Annotated in this window: 23 protein-coding genes; 14 read left to right on the top strand and 9 right to left on the bottom strand. The window is 70.7% G+C overall.

All coding sequences use genetic code 11. The features are described 5' to 3' along the window. Positions 1–12: 12 nt before the first annotated feature. From VZQ01_RS13035 to VZQ01_RS13025, 3 genes are all read right to left on the bottom strand, one after another. Positions 13–1,308, bottom strand: coding sequence for an RDD family protein (locus tag VZQ01_RS13035; protein ID WP_426747981.1), 1,296 nt, complete (start codon positions 1,306–1,308; stop codon positions 13–15). Positions 1,309–1,443: 135 nt separating this feature from the next. Continuing rightward, the gene (locus VZQ01_RS13030) at positions 1,444–1,710 is read right to left on the bottom strand and encodes a GlsB/YeaQ/YmgE family stress response membrane protein (protein ID WP_223746202.1); all 267 of its coding nucleotides are present in this window, start codon (positions 1,708–1,710) and stop codon (positions 1,444–1,446) included. A gap of 110 nt (positions 1,711–1,820) precedes the next feature. Beyond that, a complete protein-coding gene (locus tag VZQ01_RS13025; protein ID WP_223746203.1) occupies positions 1,821–2,555 on the bottom strand; it encodes a 16S rRNA (uracil(1498)-N(3))-methyltransferase in 735 nt (244 codons plus the stop codon). A 107-nt stretch (positions 2,556–2,662) separates the two neighbouring features. Between VZQ01_RS13025 and VZQ01_RS13020 the strand changes: the two genes are divergently transcribed. Further along, the gene (locus VZQ01_RS13020) at positions 2,663–4,135 is read left to right on the top strand and encodes an adenylate/guanylate cyclase domain-containing protein (RefSeq protein ID WP_223746204.1); all 1,473 of its coding nucleotides are present in this window, start codon (positions 2,663–2,665) and stop codon (positions 4,133–4,135) included. A 27-nt stretch (positions 4,136–4,162) separates the two neighbouring features. Here the strand turns inward: VZQ01_RS13020 and VZQ01_RS13015 are convergent, their stop codons facing one another. From VZQ01_RS13015 to VZQ01_RS13000, 4 genes are all read right to left on the bottom strand, one after another. Next, positions 4,163–4,678 carry a DUF962 domain-containing protein gene (locus tag VZQ01_RS13015; protein ID WP_223783419.1) on the bottom strand — a complete coding sequence of 172 codons (516 nt, stop codon included), beginning with the start codon at positions 4,676–4,678 and terminating at the stop codon, positions 4,163–4,165. An 18-nt stretch (positions 4,679–4,696) separates the two neighbouring features. Beyond that, a complete protein-coding gene (locus tag VZQ01_RS13010; protein WP_255665767.1) occupies positions 4,697–5,185 on the bottom strand; it encodes an Mpo1 family 2-hydroxy fatty acid dioxygenase in 489 nt (162 codons plus the stop codon). A gap of 128 nt (positions 5,186–5,313) precedes the next feature. Continuing rightward, complete coding sequence (locus VZQ01_RS13005) at positions 5,314–6,303, bottom strand: AraC family transcriptional regulator (protein WP_426747980.1); 990 nt, start codon at positions 6,301–6,303, stop codon at positions 5,314–5,316. A 117-nt stretch (positions 6,304–6,420) separates the two neighbouring features. Next, complete coding sequence (locus VZQ01_RS13000; RefSeq protein ID WP_426747979.1) at positions 6,421–6,927, bottom strand: DUF1993 domain-containing protein; 507 nt, start codon at positions 6,925–6,927, stop codon at positions 6,421–6,423. Between the two features lie 123 nt (positions 6,928–7,050). On the opposite strand from VZQ01_RS13000, the gene VZQ01_RS12995 reads away from it, so the two are divergent. After that, positions 7,051–8,184, top strand: coding sequence for a metal-dependent hydrolase (locus tag VZQ01_RS12995; RefSeq protein ID WP_426747978.1), 1,134 nt, complete (start codon positions 7,051–7,053; stop codon positions 8,182–8,184). A 213-nt stretch (positions 8,185–8,397) separates the two neighbouring features. Here the strand turns inward: VZQ01_RS12995 and VZQ01_RS12990 are convergent, their stop codons facing one another. Beyond that, complete coding sequence (locus VZQ01_RS12990; protein ID WP_074949521.1) at positions 8,398–9,264, bottom strand: 50S ribosomal protein L11 methyltransferase; 867 nt, start codon at positions 9,262–9,264, stop codon at positions 8,398–8,400. Positions 9,265–9,304: 40 nt separating this feature from the next. Between VZQ01_RS12990 and VZQ01_RS12985 the strand changes: the two genes are divergently transcribed. From VZQ01_RS12985 to VZQ01_RS12970, 4 genes are all read left to right on the top strand, one after another. Next, positions 9,305–9,667 carry a hypothetical protein gene (locus VZQ01_RS12985; protein WP_223783413.1) on the top strand — a complete coding sequence of 121 codons (363 nt, stop codon included), beginning with the start codon at positions 9,305–9,307 and terminating at the stop codon, positions 9,665–9,667. After that, complete coding sequence (locus VZQ01_RS12980) at positions 9,664–10,632, top strand: hypothetical protein (RefSeq protein WP_223783412.1); 969 nt, start codon at positions 9,664–9,666, stop codon at positions 10,630–10,632. Before VZQ01_RS12985 ends, VZQ01_RS12980 begins: the two co-directional genes overlap by 4 nt. A 96-nt stretch (positions 10,633–10,728) precedes the next feature. Further along, positions 10,729–12,072 (top strand): AHH domain-containing protein, encoded by a 1,344-nt coding sequence (locus tag VZQ01_RS12975; protein WP_426747977.1) that lies wholly within the window; start codon positions 10,729–10,731, stop codon positions 12,070–12,072. A 15-nt stretch (positions 12,073–12,087) separates the two neighbouring features. After that, complete coding sequence (locus tag VZQ01_RS12970; protein WP_426747976.1) at positions 12,088–12,657, top strand: imm11 family protein; 570 nt, start codon at positions 12,088–12,090, stop codon at positions 12,655–12,657. A 60-nt stretch (positions 12,658–12,717) separates the two neighbouring features. Here VZQ01_RS12970 and VZQ01_RS12965 read toward each other — a convergent pair whose 3' ends face one another. Further along, a complete protein-coding gene (locus VZQ01_RS12965) occupies positions 12,718–15,318 on the bottom strand; it encodes a M16 family metallopeptidase (RefSeq protein WP_426747975.1) in 2,601 nt (866 codons plus the stop codon). 195 nt (positions 15,319–15,513) lie between these two features. On the opposite strand from VZQ01_RS12965, the gene VZQ01_RS12960 reads away from it, so the two are divergent. From VZQ01_RS12960 to VZQ01_RS12925, 8 genes are all read left to right on the top strand, one after another. Next, complete coding sequence (locus VZQ01_RS12960; RefSeq protein ID WP_426747974.1) at positions 15,514–17,988, top strand: coiled-coil domain-containing protein; 2,475 nt, start codon at positions 15,514–15,516, stop codon at positions 17,986–17,988. Between the two features lie 13 nt (positions 17,989–18,001). Continuing rightward, positions 18,002–19,207 carry a radical SAM family heme chaperone HemW gene (gene hemW, locus VZQ01_RS12955; RefSeq protein WP_141327681.1) on the top strand — a complete coding sequence of 402 codons (1,206 nt, stop codon included), beginning with the start codon at positions 18,002–18,004 and terminating at the stop codon, positions 19,205–19,207. Positions 19,208–19,242: 35 nt separating this feature from the next. Then, positions 19,243–20,088, top strand: a complete 846-nt coding sequence (locus tag VZQ01_RS12950; RefSeq protein WP_223746218.1) for a tetratricopeptide repeat protein — start codon at positions 19,243–19,245, stop codon at positions 20,086–20,088. A 167-nt stretch (positions 20,089–20,255) separates the two neighbouring features. After that, positions 20,256–21,794 carry a DUF4388 domain-containing protein gene (locus VZQ01_RS12945; RefSeq protein ID WP_223746219.1) on the top strand — a complete coding sequence of 513 codons (1,539 nt, stop codon included), beginning with the start codon at positions 20,256–20,258 and terminating at the stop codon, positions 21,792–21,794. A 282-nt stretch (positions 21,795–22,076) separates the two neighbouring features. Then, positions 22,077–22,865: a TadE/TadG family type IV pilus assembly protein gene (locus VZQ01_RS12940; RefSeq protein ID WP_223746220.1), complete on the top strand. Its 789-nt coding sequence runs from the start codon at positions 22,077–22,079 to the stop codon at positions 22,863–22,865. Beyond that, positions 22,841–24,409, top strand: coding sequence for a hypothetical protein (locus VZQ01_RS12935; protein ID WP_141327687.1), 1,569 nt, complete (start codon positions 22,841–22,843; stop codon positions 24,407–24,409). The genes VZQ01_RS12940 and VZQ01_RS12935 overlap by 25 nt, the downstream gene beginning before the upstream one ends. After that, on the top strand, positions 24,406–25,536 hold the full coding sequence (locus tag VZQ01_RS12930; protein WP_426747973.1) for a hypothetical protein: 1,131 nt from the start codon (positions 24,406–24,408) through the stop codon (positions 25,534–25,536). Before VZQ01_RS12935 ends, VZQ01_RS12930 begins: the two co-directional genes overlap by 4 nt. Further along, positions 25,536–26,387 (top strand): hypothetical protein, encoded by an 852-nt coding sequence (locus VZQ01_RS12925; RefSeq protein WP_426747972.1) that lies wholly within the window; start codon positions 25,536–25,538, stop codon positions 26,385–26,387. The genes VZQ01_RS12930 and VZQ01_RS12925 overlap by 1 nt, the downstream gene beginning before the upstream one ends. The last annotated feature ends 6 nt before the right edge of the window (positions 26,388–26,393 follow it).

Raw genomic sequence — 26,393 nt, 5'->3', positions numbered from 1 at the left:
TGAAGCGGTGGTTCAGCTCGGTTGAACGACGAAGGTGGACGTCAGCTTGTCATGGAGCGTCTGTCCACGGCGATCGAAGAGCGCCATCCAGAATCCGCCCAGGAACAGGACGAAGGAGAGGCTGGCGAGCATCGCGCGGACGATGGCCCTTCCCGGCGCCGGCGCCAGGCCGTGGGTGTCCACCAGCCTGAGGCCCAGCAGCAGTCGGCCCAACGTGCGTCCGTTCCAGAGGAAGGCCGCCACCGCGCAGTACACGAGCGCCAACACCAGCACCAGGAAAAACCCGGGCAGCAGCACCGTGTGCAGCGCCCGCAGCCACGCGACGAACCCGTCCAGGCCGGACAGGCCCGCCTCGGGCGCCTTCATCCCCGTCACCGACGAGGCCAGGGTGATGTACAGCGCCGCCACGCCACCGATGGCCGCCGCGTCGATGCTGAAGGACAGCAGCCGGCGCCACAGCGACGCGGGGCGCGCGTGGACCTCGGCGACCCCCGGCTGCACCGCGGCGGTGCGCACGGACTTCGGCTTCTCCGCCCGAGGCGCGGCGCTGGCCATCACGGGCAGACCCGTGGACACCGGAGCGGGCGCGGACTCCACCGCCGGAAGGCTGGACGCGGAAGGCGCCGGCGTCTCCAGGGCCGCCATCACGGGCAGGCCCGAGGACACCGGGGCCACGGGCTCCGGAGCGGACCAGGGCAGGCCCGACGGCATGGGCGAGCCGGGCTCCGTGTCCGCCAGGCTCGCGGCGGGCGCCGGAGTCTCCACGCGGGGGAGGCCAGGGGCGGGCGCCACCAGGGGCTGCACACGCGGCGGCACCGGCGGGGTGCCGTAGGCGGGCGTCATGGCGGACATGGGCGTCTGGGCCGTGGAGGGCACGGGCGGCACGTCCATGGGGAAACCACCCCCCTGGGCCCAGGATGGCTGGGCGGCCGGCGGAGGCGTCGCGGCGCGAGGCGCGGGCCGGTGCGAGGGCGTCATGCCCGGCGGGGTGGGGCGGGCGACCCCGGGCGGATTCTGGGGCGCGGCGGCGCGGGGCGCGGCGGGCGGAGGAAGCGGGCCCGCGAGCGGCGCCACGGACGGCGGGGCCGGGGGAGCGGGGCTGCGCTCGGCGAAGGCGGGGCCGTCGTCACGCATGCCGGAGCGGCGGTCGATCTGCAGGTCCCGGTCGAGGAAGCTCGGCAGACCCGGCAGGGTGGTCTGGGCGGCGGCCTTGGCGCAGGCGGGGCACTCTCCGACGGGCGGCAACAGGGCTCCGCACTTCATGCACTTGGACAACGGACTCTCCTCCGGGATGAGACGCGTCGCCATGAAAAGACGTCCGCACCGAAGGAGCAAGAAAAGTGGCGAGCCCCCGAGGTCCCTCGGTCGAGGAACCGTCAGGGGCTCGTCAACGACAGGCGTCCACCTGTCCCCTGGGGGACAGCCGGTGTGGAGCGCCTCACGCTAGGCGTGGACACGGCGCCGTCCCACCGCTCCGACGATGAGCAGCACGACGATGGCACCCAGCACCGACATGATGAGACCCGAGGGTCGCAAGTCGAAGAGCCGTCCGTCCCGCGTGAAGAGGGACCCGATCAATCCGCCCAGCAGCGAGCCGACCATGCCCAGCAGCGTCGTCGCCAACAGGCCCATGCTCTGCTTGCCGGGGAGGATGGCGCGAGCGATGAGGCCCGCGATGAGGCCGATGATGATGAATGCGATGATCCCCATGAACCCTTCTCCTGTCTGTGGGGACCCGGAAGGTCCCAGATGGTCCAAACGTAGGAATGGCCCAGAGAAGGTGGGAACCCGTGTGGAACGGGCGCTCGACTGGCCCCTCGCTAACCAAGCTCTCCGTCGAGGTGCATCATCACCGCCAGGGCGGCGAGCGCGGCCGTCTCCGTACGGAGGATGCGCGCACCCAACGTGACGGGGCGGGCGCCCTGGGCCTTCAGCGCCTGCACCTCCTCACGGGCGAGCCCGCCCTCGGGCCCCACCACGAGGGCGATGGGCGTGCCGGCGCCCGCGGCCCGGAACGCCTCGCCCAGCGGCACCGCGGACTCCTCCTCGTCCAACACCAGCACCACCGTGCCCCGCGCGAGCGCGCCGACGGCGTCACCCAATGAGCGCGGCACCTCGACGCCGGGAACGTCGTCACGACGACACTGGCGCGCGGCCTCCTCCACGATTTTCGTCCACCGCTGGGTGCGCTCCTGCGCGCGCTTGGGCTCGAGCTTCACCACGCTGCGCAGCGTGTCCACGGGGAGGAAGGCGGCCGCGCCCAGCTCCGTCCCCTTCTGCAGCACCCACTCCAGCTTGTCGCCCTTGGGCAGGCCCTGCACCACGCTCACCGCGCGGCGGGGCGGCGCCTGTCGCGACGCTCCCAGGCTCACGCGCACCTCCTGCGCGTCCACGCCGGTGACCTTCGCCTCGAACGCGCGGCCCTTGCCGTCGAAGACCTCCAGCGTGTCGTTCTCGCCCAGGCGCAGGACGTGGACGACGTAGTGGCGGCGCTCGCCGGTGAGCACGAGCGTGTCGGGGGCGGGCTCGGCGATGGGGACGAAGAGGCGGACCACGTGGGCTTCTCCAGCGGCGACGGGGTGGGGGCGTGTCGGGGCGGGGACTTCAACAGCAAGCGCCGGCCCGACGCCAGGGCTCGCTGGCCTTCGCGACTTGAGGCACCATGAGCATGTCGGTGCCCCGTGGCAGGTTCCCCTGGACCTTTTCGCGCACGGGGCGTGGTGGACGCGCGGACGTGACGATGACGGGCCAGGCGGAGGTCCTGGCTCCGCCCCGGGAAGGGAAGGAAGGGGAGCTCGCCATCATGGGCCGGGACGACGAGGGCTTCTCGCCGGGACAGGACTCCGCCGTGGCCCGCTTCGCGCTGAGCCGCGCCAACGAGGAACTGGTGCTGGCGGAGAGCTCGCTGCGAGGCGAGCGGCGCGTGGCGTGGGTGCGGCTGGCGCTGATGGCGCTCTTGTCGGTGAGCCAGGGTGGCATCGCGCACGTCACCGGCGAGTCCCTGCCGCCGCATGACCTCCAGCGCGTGCTGGCCATCGTCCTGTACGGGTTGTTCTCCGTGCTCGCGTTGGTGGTGCTGCTGCGCCAGCGGCCGCACTTGAGGCACGCACGGTGGTTGCCCGTGCCCACCACGGTGGCGGACACCAGCTTCTTCGCCTTCATGGGGTGGCATGCCTGGGCGCGCACGGGCCAGTTCGACGCGGGCATGCTGGGCGCGAGCATGGGCATGGTGCTGGTGTTCTCCGTGGCGCGCTTCTCGTGGCTGCACGTGCTGTTGTCCACGGCGCTGTCGTCCATGGGGTATGCCTTCGTCGCGGGCGTGTCCGGGCACGGCACGTGGTCCAGCACCAGCTTCGTCGTCTTCTGCTACGTGACGCTGGGGCTGCTCATCGCGATGACGAACGCGGAGGTGGGCAGCATGTTCCTGCGGCTGCGGCGCCGCGACGGCCTGTCGCGCTTCCTGCCCAAGCCGGTGGTGGAGCGGGTGATGGCGTCGGGGGACACGTCGCTGCGGCCGGTGCAGCGCGAGGTGACCATCCTCTTCAGCGACATCCGCGACTTCACCATGCTGAGCGAGACGCTGCAGCCGCGCGAGGTGCTGGAGCTGCTCGACGAGTACTTCGGGCGGATGACGCACATCGTGATGGCGCACGGGGGCATCGTGAACAAGTTCCTCGGGGACGGGATGCTCGCGTGCTGGGGCGTACCGGACTCGAGCGACGACCACGCGGAGCAGGCGATGCGCGCGGCCCTGGCCATGCGCGAGAAGCTGGCCGAGCTCAACGTGCTGCGCCTGCGCCGGGGACTGCCGCCGTTGCGCATCGGCATCGGGCTTCACACGGGCGTGGTGGCCGCGGGCATGCTCGGGGGCGCCGAGCAGCACGAGTACACCGTCATCGGCGACGCGGTGAACCTGGCCTCGCGGGTGGAGGGGCTCACCAAGGTCCACGGCGTGGACATCCTGGTGAGCGAGAGCACGTGGACGCGCGGCGGCGGCGACTTCGTCGGTCTGCGCCTGGGCGAGGCCCACGTGAGGGGGCGCCGGGAAGCGGTGGTGGTCCACGCGCTCCAGGGCCACGCGCTCGACGCGGACGTCGAGTCGCCCGCTCCCGTGCGCATCGCCAGCGGCACCTGAGGGAGGAAGGCCCCCAGGCGCGCGGGCTCACACCGTCAGCGGCGCGGGGCGGGACCCACCGGACATGACACGCGCGTGCAGGTCGCGCTTGAGGCCCATGCCGAACAGCAGCAGGGTGATGAGGTACACCGGCTCGATGAAGAACAGCTGCGGCCCGCCCAGGGACAGGCCGTGGGTCTTCTTCTCGAGGACGACGTGCGCGCCCACCACGAGCGCGAAGCGCACCACCATCACGGACACGGCGACGATGGCCACGGTGGGGCCGGGCAGGTGGCCCACGGCCAGCGCGGCGCTCAGCGTGGGGAAGAGCGGCAGGCTCATCAGCAGGCCCGCCGTCCACTCCAGGCTGATGGCGTACAGCGCCACCAGGGCCACCAGCACGTGGGCGGCGGACAGCGAGAAGCCTCCCACCGAGAAGCGCACGAGGCCCAGCGGGACGAGCAGGGCGAAGATGAACATGTAAGCGCCCAAGAAGTGCACGGCGCGGCTGAGGCCGTTCTCGTGCAGGGGCATCCAGGTGCGCAGCTTGTCGGCGAAGCTCATGGGAGTCCGGAGGATACGTCAGGCGCGCGCCGGCGTGGCGCCCTGGGGCTGGGGCTTGATGACGTAGTCGCCGAAGAGCACGGCGACGAAGAACAGCGGGCCCACCAGCGCGTGCACCAGGTTGGTGAGGAAGGACGGGGACTTCTTCTCCCACACGGCGTGGCCCGCCAGTTGGATGAGCCAGCCGAACGCTGCGATGGCCAGCACGCTCCAGGTGGGCATCAGCCGGCCCAGGGGGAAGCAGGCGGCCATGAAGGCCACCACGACGAGCCCCAGCTTCACGTCCGCGCGCAGGTACCAGACCGCGGCGAGCGCCCAGGCCACCATGCCCAGCGTCAGCACGCCGCCCGGCAGCGCGGGCACCGTCGCCAGCCTCACCCAGTCCAGCATCGCGATGATGTGCAGGACGATGACCGGAATGGCGACCTTGTGGGTCAGCCGGTTGGTGGGGTGCTGGTGCGACGAGTAGTACTCGTCGAAGAGCACGGCGATGGGGGCCTTGAGCATGGCGTCCTCCGGACGGTGGAGCAGGGGACCTCCCAAGTTAGGGGAGTCCCCGGCGCGTGTCCCTGGCGGCTCACGCCAATCTCCTGGCACGGGACGCCACGGGGCGGCGGGCCCGCACGTCCGGTGGCTCAGCCCCGCTCGGCGCCCTCGCGCCAGACGCGCGGCGTCATCCCCGTCCACCGCTTGAAGGCGCGGTCGAAGGTGCTCAGCTCGGAGTAGCCCAGGAGGAAGGCGACCTGGCTGACGCCCAGGTTCACGTCGCGCAGGTACTGGTAGGCCAGCTCACGTCGCACCGTGTCGACCTCGTCCTGGAAGGACGTGCCGTGCTCGGTGAGGCGGCGCTGGAGGGTGCGCAGGCTCAGGTGGAGTCCCTTGGCCACGTCGGCGGCCTGGGGCGCGCCCTCGCGCAGGGACGCGCGGATGGTGTCGCGCACGGCCTGGACGAAGCCGGGCGCGTCCGGTACGGGCGAGGGCACGGCGGCGCTCGCGGCGCGCTCCAGCACGGAGAGCAGGGCGGGGTCCGCGCCGAGCACGCGCAAATCCAACGTGGCCGCGTCCAGCGTGAGCGCGTTGCGGCCGCGGTTGAACGTGGGCGCGACGCCGAAGTGGTCCACCAGCGGCGCGATGTCCGGAGGGGCGGGGTGCGCGAAGGCGATGGCGCGCGGCGACCACGGGCGCTCGGTGAGCTGCCGGCCGACGTGGGTGAAGAGCGCGAGTCCGTACTCGCTGGCGTGGCGTCCGTATGCGAGCGGGGCGCCCTCGATGCCGTAGGAGAAGGTGCCGCCGCCGTCCGCGTCGTCGGTGAAGGACGCGCTCCAGGCGGGCTCCAGGAGGGCCATGTAGCGCGCCATCGCGCGGAAGGTGTCGCGCAGCGTAGGCGAGGCCCGGGCGATGTACTCGACGAGGCCGTAGTTGCCGCGAGGCACGCGCTGGGCGACGTGCAGGCCAAGGAAGGCGTCCTGGGAGAGCCGCTCGGCGGCGTCGAGGAAGGCGTGCAGGGTGGACAGCGGGAGGCTGACCTCGGGGAGCGAGCCCGCGTCGAGCGGCAGGCCGAAGCGCTCCACCAGGGGCGTGGGGTCCAGGCCCGTGGCGCGCAGGTACGCGAGCAGCGGACCCACGAGCTGCGAGCGGACCTCCGTGGGAGGTCTCGGGAGGGACTGGGAGGCAGGGGGCTCCACGCGCCGGGGACGCTAGCCTGTCCGGCGCGTCGGGCCCAAGAGGCGTTCAGCCGGGGCTCACATGGGGCCGATGAAGTCCTTCTTGCCGATGGGCACGCCCAGGTGGCGGAGGATTCCGTAGGCGGTGGTGATGTGGAAGTAGAAGTTGGGCAGGCCGAAGGTGAGCAGGTACTCGTCGCCCTTGAAGTCGCGCTTGAGGGTGCCGGTGGTGAGCGTGACGTTGCGGTTCTCGCTGCCCGCGAAGCTCTTGGCGGGGACGGACTTGAGGTACGTGATGGTCTTGTCGATGCGCTGACGCAGCTCATCGAAGGTGCTCTCGGTGTCGGGCATGCGCGGGGCGGGCGCGCCGCTGAGCCGCTCGGCGGTGGCCTTCGAGGTGTCGCTGGCGCGCTGGACCTGCTGCACCAGGTTGAACATGTCCGACGCGAGGCGCGCCTCGAGCACCTGCTTCGGGTCGAGGCCGTTCTCCTGGGCGTACTTCTCGCCCTGCGTGACGAGGGTGGAGAGCACCTCGAGGGCGCGGATGAAGACGGGGATGGTGGCCTCGTACATCGACAGGGACATGGAGTGCTCCACAAGAAGGGGTGCGCGGGGCGAGTGTTAATCCGCCTGGGCCCTGCGTGCTGGAGGATTTCGGCTGACGCGAGGTGTCGAGGTCCGCGTGGGGTGAAGTAGCCTCGGGGGGACATGGACAATCTCGCGCACTCGCTCGTCGGAGCCTGGATGGCGGAGGCGGGGCTCAAGCGCTACACGCCGCTGGCCACCGCGACGCTCGTCATCGGCGCCAACCTCCCGGATGTGGACGCGGTGGTGACGTTCGCGGGCTCGGATGCCTCGCTGTACTGGCGACGCGGGTGGACGCACGGCGTGTTGATGCTGGCCATCTGGCCATTCGTGCTCACGGGGTTGATGCTGGCGTGGGACCGCTTCGTGCGCAGGCGTCGCCATCCGGAGCTGGAGCCTGCGCGCGCGGGGCCGCTCTTCTTGTTGTCGACGCTGTCGGTGTTGAGTCATCCCGCGTTGGACTGGCTCAACACGTATGGCGTGCGGTTGTTGATGCCGTTCGACGGGGCGTGGTTCTACGGGGACACGCTGTTCATCATCGACCCGTGGGTGTGGTTGCTCGCGGGGGCGGCGGTCATCATGGCGGATGCGCGCACGCGCAAGTCCGCGGCGGGGTGGATGGTGTTGGGCCTCGCGAGCACGGCGCTCGTGACGGTCCCCGCCTTCGTGCCGTGGCCCGCGAAGGTGCTGTGGGTGGTGGGCGTGGCGGCGATTGTGTGGCTGCGATTGAAGGGGACGCAGGTGGTGTCCACGCAGCGCGTGGCCACGGTGTGTGGCGTGGGGCTGGTGCTGTACCTGGGGGCCATCCTGTTGGGCTCGCAGGTGGCGGCGCCTCGCGCGAAGGCGTGGCTGGAGGGGCAGGGGCAGTCGGTGGAGCGAGTCATCGCGGGGCCGGTGCCGGCGAACCCCTTCGTGCGAGACCTCATCGCGGTGGGGAAGGACCGCTATCACTTCGTGACGGCGGACTTCCTGAAGGGCGGAGAGGAGCACCTGCGCATCAATGGCCCGAGCCTGCCGCGCGAGCCGAACCCCGGCCCGGTCATCCAGGCCGCGCTCGCGGCGCCGCACCTGCGCGGACTGTCGAACTGGCTGCGGTTGCCCACGTATCAGGTGCACGAGACGGAGCAGGGGTGGCGCGTCACCATCGATGACGTGCGCTACTCGCGGATGCAGAGCGGTGGGCTCGGCTCCGCGGTGGTCGAGCTGGACAAGGAGCTGAAGCCCGTTCGCGCTCCGCCGAGCAAAGGGACGCATTGACGCGAGGCCCGAAGCAGGCGGTGAAGGCGCAGGACACGTGTCCTGGCTCAGCACCGCGTCCCCTCGTCGTGCAGTAGGGCACGAGGGGGGCCTTCGCGCGCGAGGTGGAGTGGCGTCGCGAAGGGCCACTCCTGGGTTCGGAATCGAGGAGCGCTCCAGGCATCCGAAGGCTCGTGAGGGGTTGGCCTCGTTCGAGCCCTCGGAGGGAGACCTTCAGCGCTTCAAGTCGATGCGCACCCACTCACCCTGGGTGGCGCCGGGGAGCACGGTGAAGCCGAGGTTGCGGTAGGCGGCCTCGACGTCGGCGCGCTGGTGGGAGAGCACACCCGCGAGGACCAGCCGGTCCTTGGCCTTGGGCGCGATGAGCGGCGCCAGCTCGATGAGCGTGTTGGCGAGGATGTTGGCGAGCACGAGGTCGAAGGTGCCCTCGACGGCCGTGAGCTCCTTGCCGGACACGTCGATGTCCGGGGTGCCGTTGTCGGTGAGGTTCTCCTGGGCGAGCTCCACGGAGGTGGGGTCGTTGTCGGTGGCGACCACGCGGCCCGCGCCGAGCTTCTTCGCGGCGATGGCGAGCACGCCGGTGCCGGTGCCGACGTCCAGGACGCTCGCGCCGGGGTGGTCGGTCATGTATGCGTCCACGGCGGCGAGGCACAGGGACGTCGTGGGGTGGTCACCGGTGCCGAAGGCCATCTTGGGCTCGATGACCAGGCGAACCGCGTCCGCGGGGGCGTTGGCCACGTCCCAGGGCGGGCCCACCCAGAGGCGGCCGACATGGACGGACTTGATGAGGGACTTCCACTCGTTGCTCCAATCCTGCTGGGGCTGCTCGTCCAGGGCGAGGCGGGCGTCGGGGAAGGACTCGGCGACGCTGTCGCGGGCGGACTCGGCGGTGGGGCGGTCCTCGAAGTAGCCGATGACGATGGACTCGCCCGCGTTGGGGGCCTTCACGCCGGGCATGGTGGGGGTTTCGCGGTCTCGTACCTCGAGGCCGAGCGCACCGGACTCGTGGAGGAGGTCCTGTACGGCCTCGGACGCTTCCTCGGGCAACTCCACGGTGAGTGACAGATAGGTCTGGGACATGCGGGCCCTTTTACCGCGCCGTGCGTAGCGTGGGAGCGCCGTGAGATACCTGTTCATCTTGTGGCCCCTGGCCTGGCTGTGTGCCTGCTCCGGCCCGGAAGCACCCGACGCGGCGGTCTGTCGGGATGTGGTGACCCGCCTCTGCCAGACGTCGGCCTGCCCCGGAGTCGCCGAGCAGCTCGACCTGGACACCTCCTGTGAGACGACCCTGCTGGAGCGGACGGGGTGTGGCTCGGAGGACTTCGCCTTCGTGACGCCCGCGCGGGAGCGGGTGCTGGACTGCCGGGAGCCGCTCATCCGGGTGGGGACGACGACGGAGAAGTCGCCGAGCTGCGAGGACACAACGCGCTTCCTGGTGGAGTGCCCGGACGTGGCGGCGTACTTCCGGGGGGAGCAGCCATGAAGCGGTGGGTGGCGTCGGTGTTGATGTTGGCGGTGGGGTGCACGCCGCTGGACGTGGAGCGGCGCACCGAGCGGGGGCCTGTGCTGCGCACGTATGTCCAGGAGTCGCAGCTCGGGGAGCGGATGCCCTTCGCGAGCGCGGCGGTGGACTGGCCCCGGCTCTCGCTGCGGTTCTCCACGGCGGACGTCTGCCGGACGGAGCAGCACGTCGAGTACACGGAGAACCTCATCAGCACGCACTCGTCACCGGGCGCGGCGGGGGCGGTGAGCTCGGGTGGGGTGCTCACGGGCATCGGTGGCTTCCTGGTGCTCGGGAGGACGTTGTTCTCGAACACGCCGGACCGGGATGGCATCGACCGGGACGGGCACTACGGGCCTTCGAGTCGCAAGGTGGCGACGACGTGGGGCGTGGTGTTGTTGTCGGTCGGCGTGCCGGCGCTGGTCGCGGGGCTCATCCAGCTCCACAGGGGAGGGGAGACGACGGAGACGCGCAAGGCGGATGAGATGGTGGCGCTGCGCGAGGTGCCCTGTCATCCCGAGCCGGCGGACGGGGTGGTGGAGCTGACCGGAGGCAAGGGCGAGCCGCCCGCGCCACGTCCCACGGAGAACGGTGTGCTGGTGCTCGATGTGGAGCAGGTGCGGGCGTTGGGCTTCAAGGGGCTGAAGCTGGACGGGGCGCCGGTGTTGTTGGAGGAGGACGACCGCGCGCGGATGGAGTTGTTCCGCACGTGTGCTGTCTTGCTGTCGGCGCCGGTGGATGTGGAGGCGCTCGCGGTGGAGGCGAAGCGGCAGCCGGAGAAGCTGCGCAGGAAGCGCGACCTTGTCCGGGCGTGCAACACGTTGCCTGGGGCTCCCACGGGGCCACTGCTCGATGCGCTCGACTCGGCGCTGTCGATGGGACTCCGGGAGGTGCCGGAAGCGGAGCCACCGCCGCCGTCACCCGTGCTCCCTGGCACTGAACTCTGATTGATTGCGGAGGAGTCTCTTGTCCTCACCAGCCCACTCACTCTGATATCCCGGAGCCCAGTCTTCGGGGAACGAGTCCGGAGAGGGAGGGCGTGGATGAAAGCGCTCGGGATTGTCGGGCTGTTGCTTGCGCTGGCCGTGACGGGATGCGGGACGACGCGTCTGGTTCGCCTGGAGACAGGGGTCGAGCCTCCACTGGCACACGCTCCCATCGCCCAGGACGATGCTGCGCCGGTGGAGTTGGACGAAGAGGAGTTCGAGGCCGCAGTGGTGGTACTCGCTCGAGACGTGCGACCTTTCGCGAGTCCCATGCGAGAGGCACGCGAACTCTTCGGTGTTCCCGAGCGGAGTGGGGTGTTCTTCTTCGACAACCAGGGACCACGGCTCATCCCCCGGAAGGAGCAAGATTCACCCGATGGACCGAGCCTGCTGGAGTCCTACGCGGACGATGCGCTGACGTGCGCCTACGGCCATTGGTGTGAGCGGAAGAACCAACCGGGTGATTGCCTCCGCCTGCTGACGGAGGGCCCATTGCTGGCCAGCGACGGCAAGTACTCGTTGGCCATGGCCATCGCAATGGAGTCAGTTTGGGAGGAGACGGCGGAAGCGCTGGAGGACATGGCGGACCCACAGGCATTGATGGCGACGGTGAGTGCCTCCGTCAGCATGTACATGCTCCTCTGGGTATTGCCCGAGCCCATGAGTAAGGGCCTTGCTGCGCTGCTGACGGCCTCGGCCATCGCCTACCTGGGCGTCGACACGGTCTGGCGCATCCTGGATGGATGGGTCTCGCTGGTGCGGACCGTGGACCGGGCCACGACCTTCGAGCAACTCCGTGACGCGGGAGAGGTCTACGGTGAAGTCCTTGGAGAGAACGCGGCGCGCATCTTCGTCATGCTGACCACCGCTGCTCTGGGGAATACAGCGGGACTGTTGGCTCGCTCCTCAAGGCTGCCCGGCTCCTCGCAGGCCGCGCTCTTCGTCGAGTCTCAGGCGGGTTACCGCTACGGGGCGATCGGAGGCGTCCAGTCGGTGGCGATGGCAGCAGATGGCTTCACCATCGCGCTGGCTCCCAACGCCGTCGCCATGGCGTCACGTGAGATGGGCGGCAGGGACCCCGAGAACCATCACATCGCCACCGACAAGAACAGCAAATCTCCGGTCCGGGGTGGCCCTTGGACGCCACGGTTCCGACGAATCTTCGCGAAGGCGGGGATGGAGCTGAAGGACGCCGAGAACGTGGTCGAGGTTCAAGGCCATCGAGGTCCCCATCCGCAGCGCTATCATGAGCGCGTCTATGCACGGCTGGAAGAAGCGACGAAGGGATGCCGGACGGTGATGGAGTGTCGTGAGGTCCTGGTCACGGAACTCAGACGGCTCGCGAGGGAGGTCTCCACTCCTGGCTCGGGCTTGAACAAGTTGCTGACGCGAAGCGAGTGAGACCGAGGCTGCGCGATGGTGAAGCGGTACTTCCAATTGACCGACGATGTCTCGGTGCCGGGCCGATGGGACCTGGGGCATCCCCGAGAGTCCCAAGGGCGCGAGCTGGAGAACCCCTGGATGTTCAGGGAGGGCCATCCGGTGGCGGTGAGCGGGCGGCTCTCCGTTCCCATCGAAGTTCCGGGCAAGGCGCTCGACTTCTCCCTGGCGGGCTTCGGCACGCCCGTGGTCCATGTGACCGTGGCCAACCTCTTCCAGGAGCTTGCTCCTGACGATGTGCAGCTCGTCCCCGTGGATATCCAGGGGCGCCCCGACGCGTACTTCATCCTCGTGGCGACGAAGCTCATCCGTTGCATCGACGATGGGGCGACGGAAGAGGTGCTCTACTGGACCGAGGACGACCATCGACCCGAGAAGCTGGGGCAGTACCGTGATGTCTATGGCATGCGCATCGACCCCGCGAAGGTGGGGGATGCGAAGGTGTTCCGCACCGAGGGCTGGTCCATCGCGCTCATCGTGTCCGAGGATCTCCAGCGAGCACTGGTGCGGTTGAAAGTCACCGGCGTGAAGCTCACGTCGGTGTAGCTCTCGATTTGAACCTGATTGAAGGCGAGCGCCAAAACCCCGGCGCTCGCCATCCCGACATCACGGCCCGACGATGGCGAGCGCGCTCTTGTCGAAGTCGATGACCTTGCGCGCCACGTCCCGCACCTGCTCCGACGTCACCGCGGCGATGTGCTCCGCATAGTGCAGGAAGTTGTCCAGGTTCAGCCCGTAGAGGGTGTCCATGGCCATCATCCCCGCCCGCGCGCCGTTGCGCTGGAGCGCGATCTCATGCGTGCCGATGAGGTTCTGCTTCGCCCGCTCCAGCTCCGCCTCGGGAATCCGCTCGTCACGCACGCGCCGAAGCTCCGCGCGGATGCCCTCCAGCGCCGCGTCCACCTTCTCCGGGCTCGTCCCCATGTACGCCGCGAAGTAGCCCGGCTCGATGCCCTCCACGCCGAAGCTGCTCACGCTGTACGCCATCGACCGCTTGTCGCGCAGCTCCACGAACAGCCGCCCGCCCTGGCCGGACAACACCCCCGACAGCGCCTCCAGCGCGTGCCGCTCCGGGTCGTTGATGCGCATGCCCCGGAAGCCCATCACCAGGTGCGACTGCGCCTTGGCCAGCACGCGCTTCTCCTCGCGCGCACCCTCCAGCGGTCCCTCCTCCAGGATGCGCGGCGCCGGCGCGGCCTTGCCCCGCGACTTGCCGAAGTACTCGTTCGCCAGCGCGAGCACCTCGTCCACCTTCACGTCGCCCACCACCGTCAGCACCAGCTGCGACGGGTCCATGTACTTCTCGTGGTACGCGCGGAGCGCCTCGGGCCCCAGCGCCTCCACCGACTCCTTCTCACCCAGCGTCGGCATCCGGTACGGGTGCGTCCGGAACAGCGTCCGGTTGAACAGGTCGAACGCCAGGCCCGACGGCTTGTCCTCCCGCGTGAGGATGTCCTGGAGCATCAGCGAGCGCTCCCGCGCCACCTCCACCTCGGGGAACGAGGGGTGCAACACGCTGTCGGAGAACAGCCGGAACGCCGCCTCGAAGTGCCGCGAGAGGAACTCCCCGCGCAGGTTCACCGAGTTGCGTCCGCTCAAGCCCCCCATGCTGCCCGCGTAGATGTCCGCGAGCTGCGAAATCTCCTCCGCGTCCCGCGTCGGCGTGCCCCGCGTGAGGCTGCGCGCCAAGAGCGTCGTCAGTCCGTTGTCCGCCGGCGTCTCGTAGCGCAACCCGCCCATGAACGCCGCGCGCACCGCGAACAGCGGCACCGCCGGCTCCACGCGCACTACCACCTTCGCCCCCGAAGGCAGCGTCTCCTGGATGATGTCGCTGGGACCCTTCGCCTTCGCGCCCAGCTTGAGCGAGGGCTCGCCCGCCGACACCTTGCTCGCCCTGCGCTCGGGCGGCGCGGCCACGGGGCCCTTCTCCACGCGGTCCAGCACCGCGTTCACCTGCGCCTCCGTGAACTCCGTCCCGTGCGGCAACAGCGCCGTGACGATGGCCTTGTCCAGCCGCAGGTACTTCTCCGCCGCCTTCTGGATGTGCTCGGGCGTCAGCGAGCGCACGGCCTCGTAGTAGCGCGCCTCCGCCTCCAGGCTGCCCATGCCGGACTGGAAGTAGCCCATCTTCCGCGCCACGCCCTGCACCGTCTCGCGCTGGTAGACGGCCTCCGCCTCCAGCAGCGCCTTCGCCGTGGACAGCTCGTCCGCCGTCACCGGCGTCACGCGCATCGTGGCCAGCGTCTTCGCCGCCTCCTCCAGCGCGCGCTCGCAGTGGCCGGGCTGCAGCGTCATCGACACCGAGAACAGCCCCGGGTCCTGCGGCGTGTACGCGAAGGCGTGGATGTCGTTGACCAGGTTGTGGCGGCGCTTCACCTCGCGCGTCAGCCGGGACGCCTCTCCCTGGCCCACCATCATCGCCAGCACGTCCAGCGCGGGCGTGTCCGGGTGCGCGGCCTCCGGAATGGGGAACGTCAGGTGCAGCCACGCCTCCTTCACCTCGTCCGGCCGCAGGAGCACGCGGCGGCCCGTGAGCGCGGGCTCCTCGGGGCGCTTCACCTCACCCTCGAACGGCCGGCCCCAGTCCCCGCCGAAGATGTCGTCGACCCACCCGCGCAGCTCCGCCTCGCTCAGGTCCCCCGAGACGGACAGCACCATGTTCTTCGGCGTGTAGTACCGGTGGTAGAACTCCAGCACCTTCTCGCGGCTGAAGCTGCGCACGCTCTCCGCCGTCCCCAGCACCGGCAGCCGGTACGGGTGGCGCTGGAAGGCCGTGGAGAACAAGTCGCGCGAGGCGCGGCGGGACGGCGTGTCCTGGCTGCGTTTGATCTCCTCGCAGACGACCTCGATTTCGCGCGAGAGCTCCTCGGCGTCGAAGGCGGAGCGGCGCACCGCGTCCCCGAGGATGTCCAGGCCCGTCCGGGCGAACTGGCTGGCGATGACGATGTGGTAGACCGTCTGGTCGTAGGACGTCCAGGCGTTGATCTCCCCGCCGTGGGCCTCCACGTCCCGGGCGATTTCGCCGGGGCCGCGCCGCTCCGTGCCCTTGAAGAGCATGTGCTCGTGCAGGTGGGCCAGGCCCGCCTGGTCCGGGCGCTCGTCGGCGCTGCCGACCTTCACCCAGACCTGGAAGGCCGCGACCTTGGCGGCGTGCTGTTCCTCGAAGACGACAGTGAGCCCGTTGGGCAGCGCGTAGCGGATGGCCATATGGAAGGGTCCGAAGCTGGCACTCGCCCCCCAGGAGGGCAAGGCGAGGTGAGATTTATCCCTCACTGGCTAACGCCCGGGCGCCCCGGCGTCGAGGGGTCCGTGGGGCCTCCCCGCGTCCGGTCGCCCGAACCGACCCTTCCCGTCACGCGTCCCTGGTAGGCCGCGCCGCCGGGCGGTAACCTGGGCGGGCCCATGCCGTCACCTCCGGAAGAGGTGGATCCGCTCGCGGACCTGCGCGACAGCCTGGACCTGGAGGACACTGGCGTCCAAGCGGCCCCCCCCGCCCCCACCGCCACTGCCCTCCCCAGGCCCCAGCCCAAGCCCCCGCCTTCGGCGCCACCGCCCGCTGCTCCGCCCCCTCTGCCCCCTCGCCGCCCGGCGGCGTCCCCGGCGTTGTCGTCGGCGGGCACGGGCGCGGCCAAGGCCCCCGCCCCCGTCGCCACCACCCCGGCCCCGGTCGCCCGGGCGGCGCGGGTGCCGGGGGATGATCCCTTCAAGGAGGCCGCCGAGCCCCGGATGCCCATGGGGGCTTCTCCGGAGGAGAAGCTCGAGTACTTCCGGGCCGTCGTCCGGCAGAAGACGGAGACCCTGGCCCGGGCGCGCACCCTGTACGCCGAGCGCGACGGGGAGGTGACCGGTCTCAAGCAGTCGCTCACCCAGGCGCGCAAGGAGGCCGCGGAGGCCAAGGCGCAGCTGGGCGCGGTGAAGGACTCCCCGGCGAAGCTGGCGCAGACCTCGGAGGCCCTGGCCAGCGCGGAGAAGCGCGCGGCGGACGCCGAGGCGAAGCTCGCCGCGGTGGAGGCGGAGCTGTCCGCGGTGGAGGCGGACCGCAAGGACTTGTCGCGGGCGCTCGCGGAGGTGGAGTCGGAGGTCCCCCGGCTGACGGCGGAGCTCCACGACGAGCGCGAGTCGCGGGGCGCGGTGGCCGAGGAGCTGGTGGGCGCCAAGGAGGCGCTGTCGCTGGCCCAGGACCGCGTCGCGGAGCTGGCGGCGGAGAAGTCCGAGGCGCAGGGCGCGCTGGAGGCCGTCCAGGAGCAGTACCAGCAGGTGCTCTCCGACGTGGAGCGGCTGGGCGGTGAGCTGGAGACGGCCACGGCCGAGCGTGACTCGCTGGGCCTGCGCGTGGGCCAGCTGGAGGCCGCGCTCGCCGAGGCGCAGGGCGCGCTCTCCGCGGTGGAGAGCGAGAGCGACTGGTCCAAGAGCTCGCTGGAGGAGGCGCAGACCCGCTCGCGCTCGCTGGAGGAGGAGCGCGACCAGGCGCGCCGCCAGCTCGCGGTGGTGGAGGAGGGGCTGCGCACGCTGCAGGCGCAGACCTCCGAGCTGGAGAAGGCGCTGGCCCTGAAGGACGCCGAAATCGTGGGCCTGCGCGCGGCGCTCACCGCGCGCACCACGGAGGCCTCCGAGCTGCCCGTGCTGCGGCAGGCGCTGGAGGGACGCGCCGCCGAGGTGGCCCGACTCACCGCGCGGCTGGAGACCGAGGCCGCGCGCGCCGCCGAGCGCGCCCAGGCCCTGGAAGAGGGGCTCGCGCAGGCCGGTGAGCGCGCGCAGGTGGCGGAGGGCGAGGCCGCGGCGCTGAAGGAGGCGCTGGAGGCGCTGGAGGTCGAGCAGGTCTCCCTGCGTGACCGCATGGAGGCGGACGCGGCGGCGCTGGGCGAGGCGGCCCAGCAGGCCGAGGCGAAGGTGGGCGAGGTGTCCGCGGCGCTGGAGGCCGCGCACGCCGAGCGCGACGAACTCAAGAAGCAGCTCGCCGCCGCGGAGATGAAGACCGCCACCACGGACGCCGAGCGCGTGGGCCTGGCCGCGCGGGTGACGATGCTGGAGACGGCCTCCGCGCAGCGCGAGGCGGAGCTCGCGCGGGTGCAGGGCGCGCTCGCGCAGGCGAAGGAAGAGGTGTCGCTCGAGCGCGTGCGCCGCGAGGCCGCGGAGGCGGAGCGCTCCGACGCGCAGGTGCACGCGGCGGAAGTGGAGGCCCGCGCGGACGCGCTGGCGGAAGGGCAGGGCGGCGCCGAGGCCCAGCTGGCGGAGCTGCGCGAGGAGCTGGAGGCCGCGCGCGCCGAGGCGGACAAGGCGGAGCGGCTCCAGCAGCGGCTGAAGATGCTGGAGGGCGCGCTGGAGACGGCAAAGACCGACGCGGCCCGTGCAACCCAGGCGGCGCAGACCGCGCAGGCCGGCAAGCAGAAGGAGGAGGCGGCGGCCCAGGCGGCGGAGACCCGGCTCAAGGACGTGGAGGTGGCGCGGCTGGAGCTGGCCTCGAAGCTCGAGTCAGTGGAAGCGACGCGCGCGGAGCTGGCCTCGAAGCTCCAGGACGCCGAGGCCCGGCTCGCTCGCGCGGAGTCCTCGCAGGCGGGCAAGGCGCAGGAGTCGGCCACGGCGCGCGCCGCGTCCGACAAGAAGCTGGAGGAGGCGAAGGCGGCGCTGTCCGCGGCCGAGGCGAAGCTGCGCGCCGAGCAGCAGGCCCGAGAGGCGCTGGAGCAGAAGCTGGCCCAGGCACCACAGCCCGTGGCGTCGAGTGCGCCCGCCGACTGGGAGGCCGAGCGGGAGGGCCTCAAGGCGGACGCGGCCAACCTCAAGCGCAAGCTGGTGGCGGCCGAGACGGCGCTCGAGGCGGCGGCCGGCTACAAGGCGAAGATCGCCAAACTGGAAGCGCAATTGAAGGGCCGGAAGTAGAGGTTTGCCCCTCATGCCGTTCGACGCGCCAGTGGACCTGCTCACGGGGATGCCGGCGGCCCGCTTCGGGCTGTACCTGCACTTCCCCTACTGCCTCGCGAAGTGCCCGTACTGCGACTTCGCCGTGGCCGTGGCGCGCCAGGTGCCCGAGGAGCGCTACGCGAACGCGGTGCTGGCGGAGCTCGACGCGCGCCTCGCCCTCTCGCCCGAGCTGCGCGACAAGCCCCTGGAGTCCATCTTCCTGGGCGGTGGAACTCCGTCACTGTGGCATCCGCGTTACGTCTCCCGCGTGCTGGACGGAATCGCCGCGAGGCTGAAGGTGTCGCCCGGCGCGGAGGTGTCGCTGGAGGGCAACCCGGAGCGCGCGGACGCGGAGCGCTTCGAGGGCTACCGGGCCGCGGGCGTGAACCGGCTGTCCCTGGGCGTCCAGTCCTTCGAGCCCCGGACGCTCAAGGCGCTGGGCCGCGCGCACGACGCGGAGCAGGTGGAGCGCGCGGTGGAGCTGGCACGGCGCGCGCGCTTCCCGGTGGTGTCCATGGACTTCATCTACGGCGTGCACGGCCAGACGGTGGCCCAGGTGGAGCAGGACGCGCGCCGCGCGGTGGCGCTCCAGCCCGAGCACCTGTCCACGTACGCGCTGACGGTGGAGCGCGAGGTGCTGGCGGTGGACACGCCCTTGTCCAAGCAGCTCAAGCGCGGCGAGCTGGAGCTGCCCTCGGACGACGACGTGGTGACGATGGCCGCCACGGTGCGCCAGGTGTACGGCGCCGCGGGCCTCACCCGCTACGAGGTCTCCAACCACGCCAGAGCGGGCTTCAGCTCCCGGCACAACGCGCTGTACTGGACGGGCGGCGAGTACCTGGCGCTGGGCGTGGGCGCCACGGGGATGCTGCTGTCCCCCGAGCCCTCGCGCTACGCGAACCTGCGCAGCCCGGAGAGGTACCTGGCCCAGGTGGAGGCGGGGCGCCTGCCCGAGGACAGCCGCGAGGCGCTGGGCGCCGAGGAGCTGTTCGCGGAGCGGCTGGCGATGGGGCTGCGGCTGGTGTCGGGTGTGGACTGGGAGGCGGTGTGTGAGCGATATGGCCAGCCGGTGGAGCCCCGACGGGCGGAGGTGGCGCGGCTGGTGGAGCACGGCTTCGCGACGCTCACGAACGGGCGACTGGCCTTGACGGAGAAGGGCGCGGACGTGCACAGCGCCGTCTGCGCGCGGCTCTTGTAGTCGAGCCGGCGCGCGCGAGGGATTTCGAGGAGCGTATGAGCAAGTGGCTGTTGTGGATGTTCCTGACGCTGCTGACGGGCAGCCCGCTGTTGTCGCTGGGCCTGGTCATCGTCTTCATCTTCGTGGCGGACCGCTTCACGTGGCGGCTGTTGCCCAGCCCCGTGCGCATGATGAAGCGCTTCCAGCGCGCCGGGTACCTGGCGGGGACCATCCTCACCAACCCCCACGAGCGCCGCGCGCGCCACGAGCTGGCGGACATCCGCGTGGAGCAGAAGCGCTATGAGGAGGCCGTGGACATCCTCAAGCCCAACCTGGAGGCGGGCGACGAGGACGTGGACACCCTGTTCCTGCTCGGCGTCGCGTACCTGGGCGCGGGCGACGCGCAGCGCGGCGAGCTGCTCCTGGACGAGGCGGCGAAGCTGGACGCCGGCTACCGCCAGGGCGCCATCGACCTGGAGCGCGGCCGCTTCCGATTGAAGCGCGGCGAGGTGAAGGGCGCCATCGAGGCGCTGGAGCGCTTCTGCGCGACGCGGCTGGGCTCGGTGGAGGGCCGCTACCTGCTCGCCCGGGCCCTGGCGAAGGACGGGCGCAGCGCGGACGCGAAGCGCGCTCGGGACGCGGCGTGGAACGAGTACGTCGTCGCCCCGGGCTTCCAGCGTCGCCGCGAGCGCCGGTGGGCGTGGCTGTCCCGACCCAGCCGTCCGCTGACCTACGCGGTGCTGCTCGCGCTGGTGCTGGGCACGGGCGCGACGATGGCCCGCCAGATGGGCCTGTTCACCCAGCGCACCCACCGCTATGGCGGCGGCTACGGCGAGGGCTACCCCCCGGGCGAGGCCCCCTCGGCCGCCGGCTGGGAAGAGGCCGGGCCCCCAATCGAGTAGCGCGCCGGGTAGCCCCAGACCCCAGGACCGCGAGTGGGGGCCGGTCCGCTCGCTGTTCGGACCTCCTGGTGAAGGGCCCTGGGGCCGGGGGATGTCTGGAGTGGCGGGACGGGCGTAGGCTTCAAGACGTCGTCCCTCCCCGCGTCCACAGCCGAGGCCCCCGCTCCATGTTTCCCTCCCCGTCGCAGGTGCTCCGGCAGCGCGAGGGATTGCTCGCGGACACGCCCTTCCCGCTGCTGCTCCAGGCGCTGATGGCCGAGGAGCGCACGTGCACGCTGGAGCTGAAGGTGCGCCAGCGCGAGAAGCGCATCCTCTTCGAGGAAGGCTCGCCCGTGGCGTGCCAGTCCAACCTGCTCCACGAGACGCTGGGGAAGTACCTGGTGGAGAAGGGCAAGCTGTCCGAGGCCGACTACCAGAAGTCGCTGGCGGAGAGCGTCTCCTCGGGCATGCAGATGGGCGGGCTGCTGGTGCAGAAGGGGCTCATCAGCCCGTTCGACTTGTACAAGCAGCTGCAGGCGAACCTGGCGCACAAGCTGCTCGACTGCTTCCGGTGGGTGGACGCGAAGTACCGCCTCATCGCGGACGTGGAGACGCCCGACGCGAGCGTGCGGATGAACACCGCGCAGCTCATCCTCACGGGCGTGGAGGGCGTGATGCCCTTCGACGCGGTGGCCACCCACTTCACCTTCACCGACGAGCGCCGCTTCGGGCAGATGCCCGCCGTGGAGTCGGGCCCCAAGCTGTCGTCCAAGGACGCCCGGCTGCTCCAGCAGCTGCGCCAGCGCCCCACCTTCAACGAGCTGATGGAGCGCACGGGCTTCGACATGGAGACCGTCCTGCGCCGCCTGTACGCGCTGTGCCTGCTGGGCGTCGCGGGCTTCGTAGAGGACGTGGACGCCCGGGCCGTGGAGCTGTCCTCGCGCGCGGTGCCCGTGGCCGCCCCGCCTCCCGAGCCCGTGGCGCCCGAGCCCGTCGCCGCCCGGGGCCTGCCCTTCAGCGACGAGGACGTGCCCACGCGCGACGCGCTGGTGTCGGCCTTCCTCGCGCACCGCGCCAAGGACCCCTTCGCGCTGCTGGAGGTGCCCGAGGACGTGCAGCCCCTGCCGCTGCGCCGGGCCTTCCTCGCCTGGGCCGAGCGCTTCTCACCCCTGCGCTTCCAGACGCCCGAGCTCAAGGAGAAGGCCGAGTCCCTGCTCGCCGCCTACGCCCGCGCCTATGGCACCCTGTCCGACGCGGAGCAGAACCTCCTGTGGCGGAAGCGCCGCGCCGCCCACCGCGAGAAGGAGCGCACCGCCACCGGGCGCCCCTCCACCGCCGAGCAGTTCCGCATCCGCACGGATTTGCTCGACGCCAGGACGCAGTTCGACGAGGCCCGCCGCCGCCTCAACGACAAGCAGTACGCCGGCGCGTTCGAGTACTTCGAGTACGCCTGCGACATCGAGCCCAAGCCCCTGCACCACGCCTGGCGCGCCTGGGCCCGGTATCTGATGAAGCCCGAGTCCCACGGCCGGCTGGCCCTCCAGGAGCTCCAGGAGGTGGTCCGCCAGGAGCCCGGCCTGGAGGATGGCTGGGCCTTGCTGGGCGAGGTGGCCCAGGGCGAGGGCCAGTGGGCCCTGGCCGACGAGGCCCTGCGCAAGGCCTTCAAGCTCAACCCCAAGAACCGCCGCTACGTGGAACTCATCCAGGAGATGGCCCGCCGCCGCTAGCCCGGTCAATCCCCCCCGAAAGCAGCCGTCCGAGCGGTGCATGGATGTCTCTTCACGTCACCCGCTTTTCCAGGCGCTGAGAGTTTTCCGGGGACCCATCGGTCATCTGGCCGAACAGCTCTTTCGCGCACGGCATTTTCTCCCAAGGAGAGGGATGCTCCCAGAGGGGGGGACGGGGCTCGCAACAACGGGCCCTTCATTCGCGAGATCTAAAGGTCCGTGCAACCCTGTTGTCGTCCGGCGGCAGCCCCCGGTGGGGTGCCGCTCCTGAAGCGAGGCTGGATGCGTTCCGTCCCCACAAGGGCCCAATCAGGCCAGGCCGCGGTGGAGTCCGCCATCGTCCTGCCGCTGTTCGTGTTCCTCATCCTGGGCACGTTGCAGCTGGGGCTGATGCACCAGGCGCGGCTGCTCGCGAAGTACGCCGCGTACAAGGCCGTGCGCGCCGGCTCGCTGCACAACGCCAAGGTGGAGACCATGGAGGCCGCCGCGCTCGCGGTGCTCCTGCCCATCCTCAGCACCCGGACCTCGGGCGAGGCGGGCATCGAGGTCGTCAAGCCCGTCGGCAGCGCCCAGGAGTTCGAGACCAAGTTCGAGGAGCTGAAGAACAACCAGATGCCCGGGGCGAACCTCAAGTACGCCGAGGTCACCATCTGCGGCCCCACGCAGGAGGAGGTGTCCGGCGGCGGTGAGTTCGACTTCGACGACCCGGACAACATCCACCCGGACGGCTGGCGGGAGAACCACCGCACCAAGCTGCGCATCCAGCTGACGCTCAACTACCGACTGGTGGTGCCGTTCGCGGACTGGGTCATCTACAAGGCCGCGCGCGGCCGCGAGGTGCCCATGCTGATGCGCATGGGGAAGATGAAGGCGGAGGAGCAATCCAAGACGTCCACCCGTCGCTTCGGCGGCGCCGCCACGGGCGAGGGCCCCTACGAGAGCGCCGCCTCCCAGGGCATCTACATCATGCCCATCCGCACCACGTACACCATGCGGATGCAGTCCAACCTGTACCTGGGCGCCAACGCCCTGCCCGCGAGCAACGCATGCCTCTTCCCGTTCTCCTACTGAGCCGGCCCGCCCGCCGCCGCCAGCGCGGGCAGGCCATCGTCCTGGGCTCGTTGTCGTTCCTCGTCCTGGCGCTGATGGTGACGCTGAGCTTCAACCTGAGCCACGCGCTGCGCCGCAAGATGTCCCTGCAGCAGCACAGCGACACGCTGTCGTTCTCCATGGCCGTGCTGGAGGCGCGCGCGCTCAACTACTACGCCGTCAGCAACCGGGCCATCGCCAGCTCCTACGTGGCGATGAACAGCCTGCACGCGTACATGTCCGCCGCCAGCCTCACCGGCCAGATGATGCGCGCGTCGTCGAACAACTTCATGCAGATCGCCATGATTGAGTTCGGCCTGTGCGTCGCCTGCGAGTTCATGTGCGACCACTGCGAGCACATGGCGGAGGCGTTCAAGATTTCCGGCGACTTCCGCGACGCGGGCAAGGACTACGACGACAAGGTGGAGGCCTTCGAGTCCAACTTCCGTCAAGCCATGGAGGCCCTGGACCTGATGGTGGACAACATCCACACCGCCCAGCGCGAGGTCCACGACAAGACGCTCCAGGCGGTGAAGGACGGCAGGAGCCACGGCCTGGGGCAGCTGCGCGACTACACCGCGCCGCTCGCCACGGATTTGGTCTCCGCGGTGGGCTCCATCAACGCCAACGAGTTCAACTGCGCCGTGGACGGCATGGAGTGCCAGGGCAGCGAGAGCAACACCTCGCCCGAGGCCCGCGCGCGGGTGATGACGGAGATCGCCAACGCCACGCGCTCGGGCTGGCCCGCCAACCGCGACAGCCCCGGCGCAGGCGCGTCCGCCAACCTGCCCAAGTACCTCAACTCGCAGTTCTTCGATGAGCTGGACGAGATTCCGGACAACGAGGCGACGAAGCTCATCTCCGGCACCAAGGGCACCGCCAAGACGGTGAAGAGCAAGGGGCAGCTCACCCAGGGCGGCCAGTCCGGCGGCAACGACGGCACCATGGTGGCCGCGTCGGACGAGGGCAACATCTTCCACCGCTGGGAGCACGGCGTGGGCACCAGCAACTTCAAGTCGGAGGTCTGGAGCGACGACGGCGGCGGTGGCCACGTGAACAACGGCGCGCACTCCGGCCAGCACCGCTTCGAGGGCGTCAACACGCGCGCGCTCACCGGCTGCGCGGGCTCCGGCAACTGCTTCATGAAGTTCCGCGCCAACCCGGACCCGGACCGGGACTGGGGCCAGCCGCGCGTCTACAGCTACGTGTCCATGCCCTTCCGCGTGGGCAACACGCGCCAGGCGCCGTGGGAGCTCAATTCGTCCGCGCAGGTGCGCCTCACCCACGGGCAGCAGGGCCAGGGCAGCCTCACCGTGGCGGCGACCGAGGGCATGGCCATGTCCAAGTCCCTGGTCTACTACCACCGCTTCGGCGAGGAGGGCTGGAAGGAGGCGCCCAACCTCTTCGCGCCCTACTGGCGCGCCAAGCTGCACCCCTTCACCAAGGGGGATGCGCAGCAGGTGCTGGACGCGGCGGGCAACTCGGACGCGGCGCAGATGTCCCAGGTGGACGGGGTGGCCCTGTGAAGACTTATGGACAACGCGCGAGGCGCGGCGCGGCCGCGGTGGAGACGGCGCTGTGCATGCTCGTCATCATCCCCGTGTTCATGTACGCGCTCTTCGTCGATGACCTGTTGAGGCACACGCTGGACTCGCAAGAGACGGCGCTGTCGACCATCTGGGACTACGCCGTCCAGGACTATCCGACCAAGCCCAAGAACCCTCCGCCCGAGGGCGGCGCGGAGGAGCCCTTCTATGGCTTCAACGGCGCCCAGTACTACGCGCGCCTCCAGTACTGCGACCACGAGTCGGGCCTGGACAGCTTCGGCCCCGGCAAGGGCCCCGAGTGCGAGAACGACGAGGGCCACCACGCCGAGGTCACCGCGCACGCGTGCTGGCTCAACCCGGGCGCGCAGCAGGTGCAGTGCACGCTGAACCAGGCGGACCCGAACGGCGGCGGCGGTGGTGGGCCCGCGGGCGCGTACAACGTGACGCTGCACCAGGCGTACATGGATGACTTCGGCAAGGGCGGCGTCATCCGCTGCTCGGCGCGCCTGGGCGTGCAGAACTACCTGTTGCCGCGCACCTTCCTCCAGGACTTCAGCCAGGTGAACCTGGCGCGGCAGACGAAGAACAAGAGCGACGGCATCCACAGCAACGCGCAGGGCGGTGATTTGCAGGACGACCCGCGGGGCCTCGCGGGCGATGTCTACCTGCTGCCCTGGGAGCGCATCGCCATCGTGACGGACACGTGGGCGCTGACCAAGGAGGCCCGCTACGCGCCGGGCACCGAGGACAGCGACCAGGAGAACCTCTACGCGCGCGTGTCGCAGATCTACAAGAGCGGAGACAACCCGGCCTACGAGCAGATGTCCTCGGCCGCGGAGGCGTTCGTCAACGAGGCCACGCAGGAGGTGCTCAGCAGCGACATCCGCCTGGATGACATGCCGCCGGGGGATGACCCGCGTGAGGCGAGCCTCTCCATCGTCCCGTTCCCGTCCAGCGGCGGCCCGACACAGACGATGAACCAGAATGGCGGCAGCGCCACGTACTTCAACAGCGAGTGGCGGGACTGGGACCGCAACAACAACGAGAAGACGCACAACGCGCGAGGGAACAACTACCTGGGCTGCGCCCAGGCGGAGCGCTGCTGATGCCCAAGTCGTCGAGCCTGGTCATTCGCGTGCCCGCGCTGCTGTTCTCCGTGGCCGTGGTGGGCGCGTTGATCGGCTTCGCCTGGGAGGGAGCCGTCTACGGGCGGCGGGACGTGTCCGAGGAGTGGTCTCCTCCGCCCTCGCTGGATGACGCGCCTCCGGCGAAGGCGCCGGGCCGCTCGCCCGCGGAGGAGGCGGCGCTGAAGCGGGCGCTGGTGCACTTCCCGGCGTACCCGCGCGCGAGCCGCGCGGAGCTGCTCGCGGTGGACTACCTGGGGCCGGACGTGCCCATCGCGGTGGCCTGGTTCACCACGCAGGACACGCCCGAGCAGGTGCTGGAGCACTACCGCAAGGTGCTGCTCGACAACGGGCTGCCGGTGCTCGGAGAGCGGCACGGGGTGAACGGCGGCTGGGTGGGGTACTGGAGCCCGGCCACGGAGGAGATGCGGCTGGTGTCCGTGCTGGCGCAGGGCGGGGAGACCCTGGGCTTCGTGTCGGCGGGGCAGGTGGCGCCGCTGCTCAAGCGGGCCTCGAAGGTGCCGTCGTGGATGCCGCTGCCGCCGGAGCTGAGCGAGCCGGTGACGCTGTCCTTCGACATGGAGGGCGCGGCGCACCACGTGGTGTCGGGCAGGCTTCCGGGGGACTCTCCCCAGGCGGTGGGGGAGAAGTACCGGGCGCTGTTGAAGGAGAAGGGCTGGGAGGTGGGGGCGGTGGAGCCGATGGACGCCGGTGGCATCGGGTTCGAGGTGATGCGGGGGACGACGATGGGTCGCGCCACGCTGCGCCTGAAGCTGCCCGAGCCGGGCGTGGAGCTCCAGCTGTCGCTGCTGCAGCGCGGGGCTGTGCCATGAAGGAGG

It is taken from the genome of Myxococcus faecalis (genome assembly GCF_050039385.1).
Taxonomy (GTDB): Bacteria; Myxococcota; Myxococcia; order Myxococcales; family Myxococcaceae; genus Myxococcus; species Myxococcus fulvus.
This window is presented reverse-complemented; position numbering and strand designations above follow the sequence as displayed.

Bases quoted from the DNA above. Each gene is read 5' to 3' on its own strand.
- VZQ01_RS13035 (WP_426747981.1), bottom strand. From the start codon at position 1,308: ATGGCGACGCGTCTCATCCCGGAGGAGAGTCCGTTGTCCAAGTGCATG.
- VZQ01_RS13030 (WP_223746202.1), bottom strand. From the start codon at position 1,710: ATGGGGATCATCGCATTCATCATCATCGGCCTCATCGCGGGCCTCATC.
- VZQ01_RS13020 (WP_223746204.1), top strand. From the start codon at position 2,663: ATGAGCATGTCGGTGCCCCGTGGCAGGTTCCCCTGGACCTTTTCGCGC.
- VZQ01_RS13015 (WP_223783419.1), bottom strand. From the start codon at position 4,678: ATGAGCTTCGCCGACAAGCTGCGCACCTGGATGCCCCTGCACGAGAAC.
- VZQ01_RS13010 (WP_255665767.1), bottom strand. From the start codon at position 5,185: ATGCTCAAGGCCCCCATCGCCGTGCTCTTCGACGAGTACTACTCGTCG.
- VZQ01_RS13000 (WP_426747979.1), bottom strand. From the start codon at position 6,927: ATGTCCCTGTCGATGTACGAGGCCACCATCCCCGTCTTCATCCGCGCC.
- VZQ01_RS12995 (WP_426747978.1), top strand. From the start codon at position 7,051: ATGGACAATCTCGCGCACTCGCTCGTCGGAGCCTGGATGGCGGAGGCG.
- VZQ01_RS12990 (WP_074949521.1), bottom strand. From the start codon at position 9,264: ATGTCCCAGACCTATCTGTCACTCACCGTGGAGTTGCCCGAGGAAGCG.
- VZQ01_RS12980 (WP_223783412.1), top strand. From the start codon at position 9,664: ATGAAGCGGTGGGTGGCGTCGGTGTTGATGTTGGCGGTGGGGTGCACG.
- VZQ01_RS12975 (WP_426747977.1), top strand. From the start codon at position 10,729: ATGAAAGCGCTCGGGATTGTCGGGCTGTTGCTTGCGCTGGCCGTGACG.
- VZQ01_RS12970 (WP_426747976.1), top strand. From the start codon at position 12,088: ATGGTGAAGCGGTACTTCCAATTGACCGACGATGTCTCGGTGCCGGGC.
- VZQ01_RS12965 (WP_426747975.1), bottom strand. From the start codon at position 15,318: ATGGCCATCCGCTACGCGCTGCCCAACGGGCTCACTGTCGTCTTCGAG.
- VZQ01_RS12960 (WP_426747974.1), top strand. From the start codon at position 15,514: ATGCCGTCACCTCCGGAAGAGGTGGATCCGCTCGCGGACCTGCGCGAC.
- hemW (WP_141327681.1), top strand. From the start codon at position 18,002: ATGCCGTTCGACGCGCCAGTGGACCTGCTCACGGGGATGCCGGCGGCC.
- VZQ01_RS12950 (WP_223746218.1), top strand. From the start codon at position 19,243: ATGAGCAAGTGGCTGTTGTGGATGTTCCTGACGCTGCTGACGGGCAGC.
- VZQ01_RS12945 (WP_223746219.1), top strand. From the start codon at position 20,256: ATGTTTCCCTCCCCGTCGCAGGTGCTCCGGCAGCGCGAGGGATTGCTC.
- VZQ01_RS12940 (WP_223746220.1), top strand. From the start codon at position 22,077: ATGCGTTCCGTCCCCACAAGGGCCCAATCAGGCCAGGCCGCGGTGGAG.
- VZQ01_RS12935 (WP_141327687.1), top strand. From the start codon at position 22,841: ATGCCTCTTCCCGTTCTCCTACTGAGCCGGCCCGCCCGCCGCCGCCAG.
- VZQ01_RS12925 (WP_426747972.1), top strand. From the start codon at position 25,536: ATGCCCAAGTCGTCGAGCCTGGTCATTCGCGTGCCCGCGCTGCTGTTC.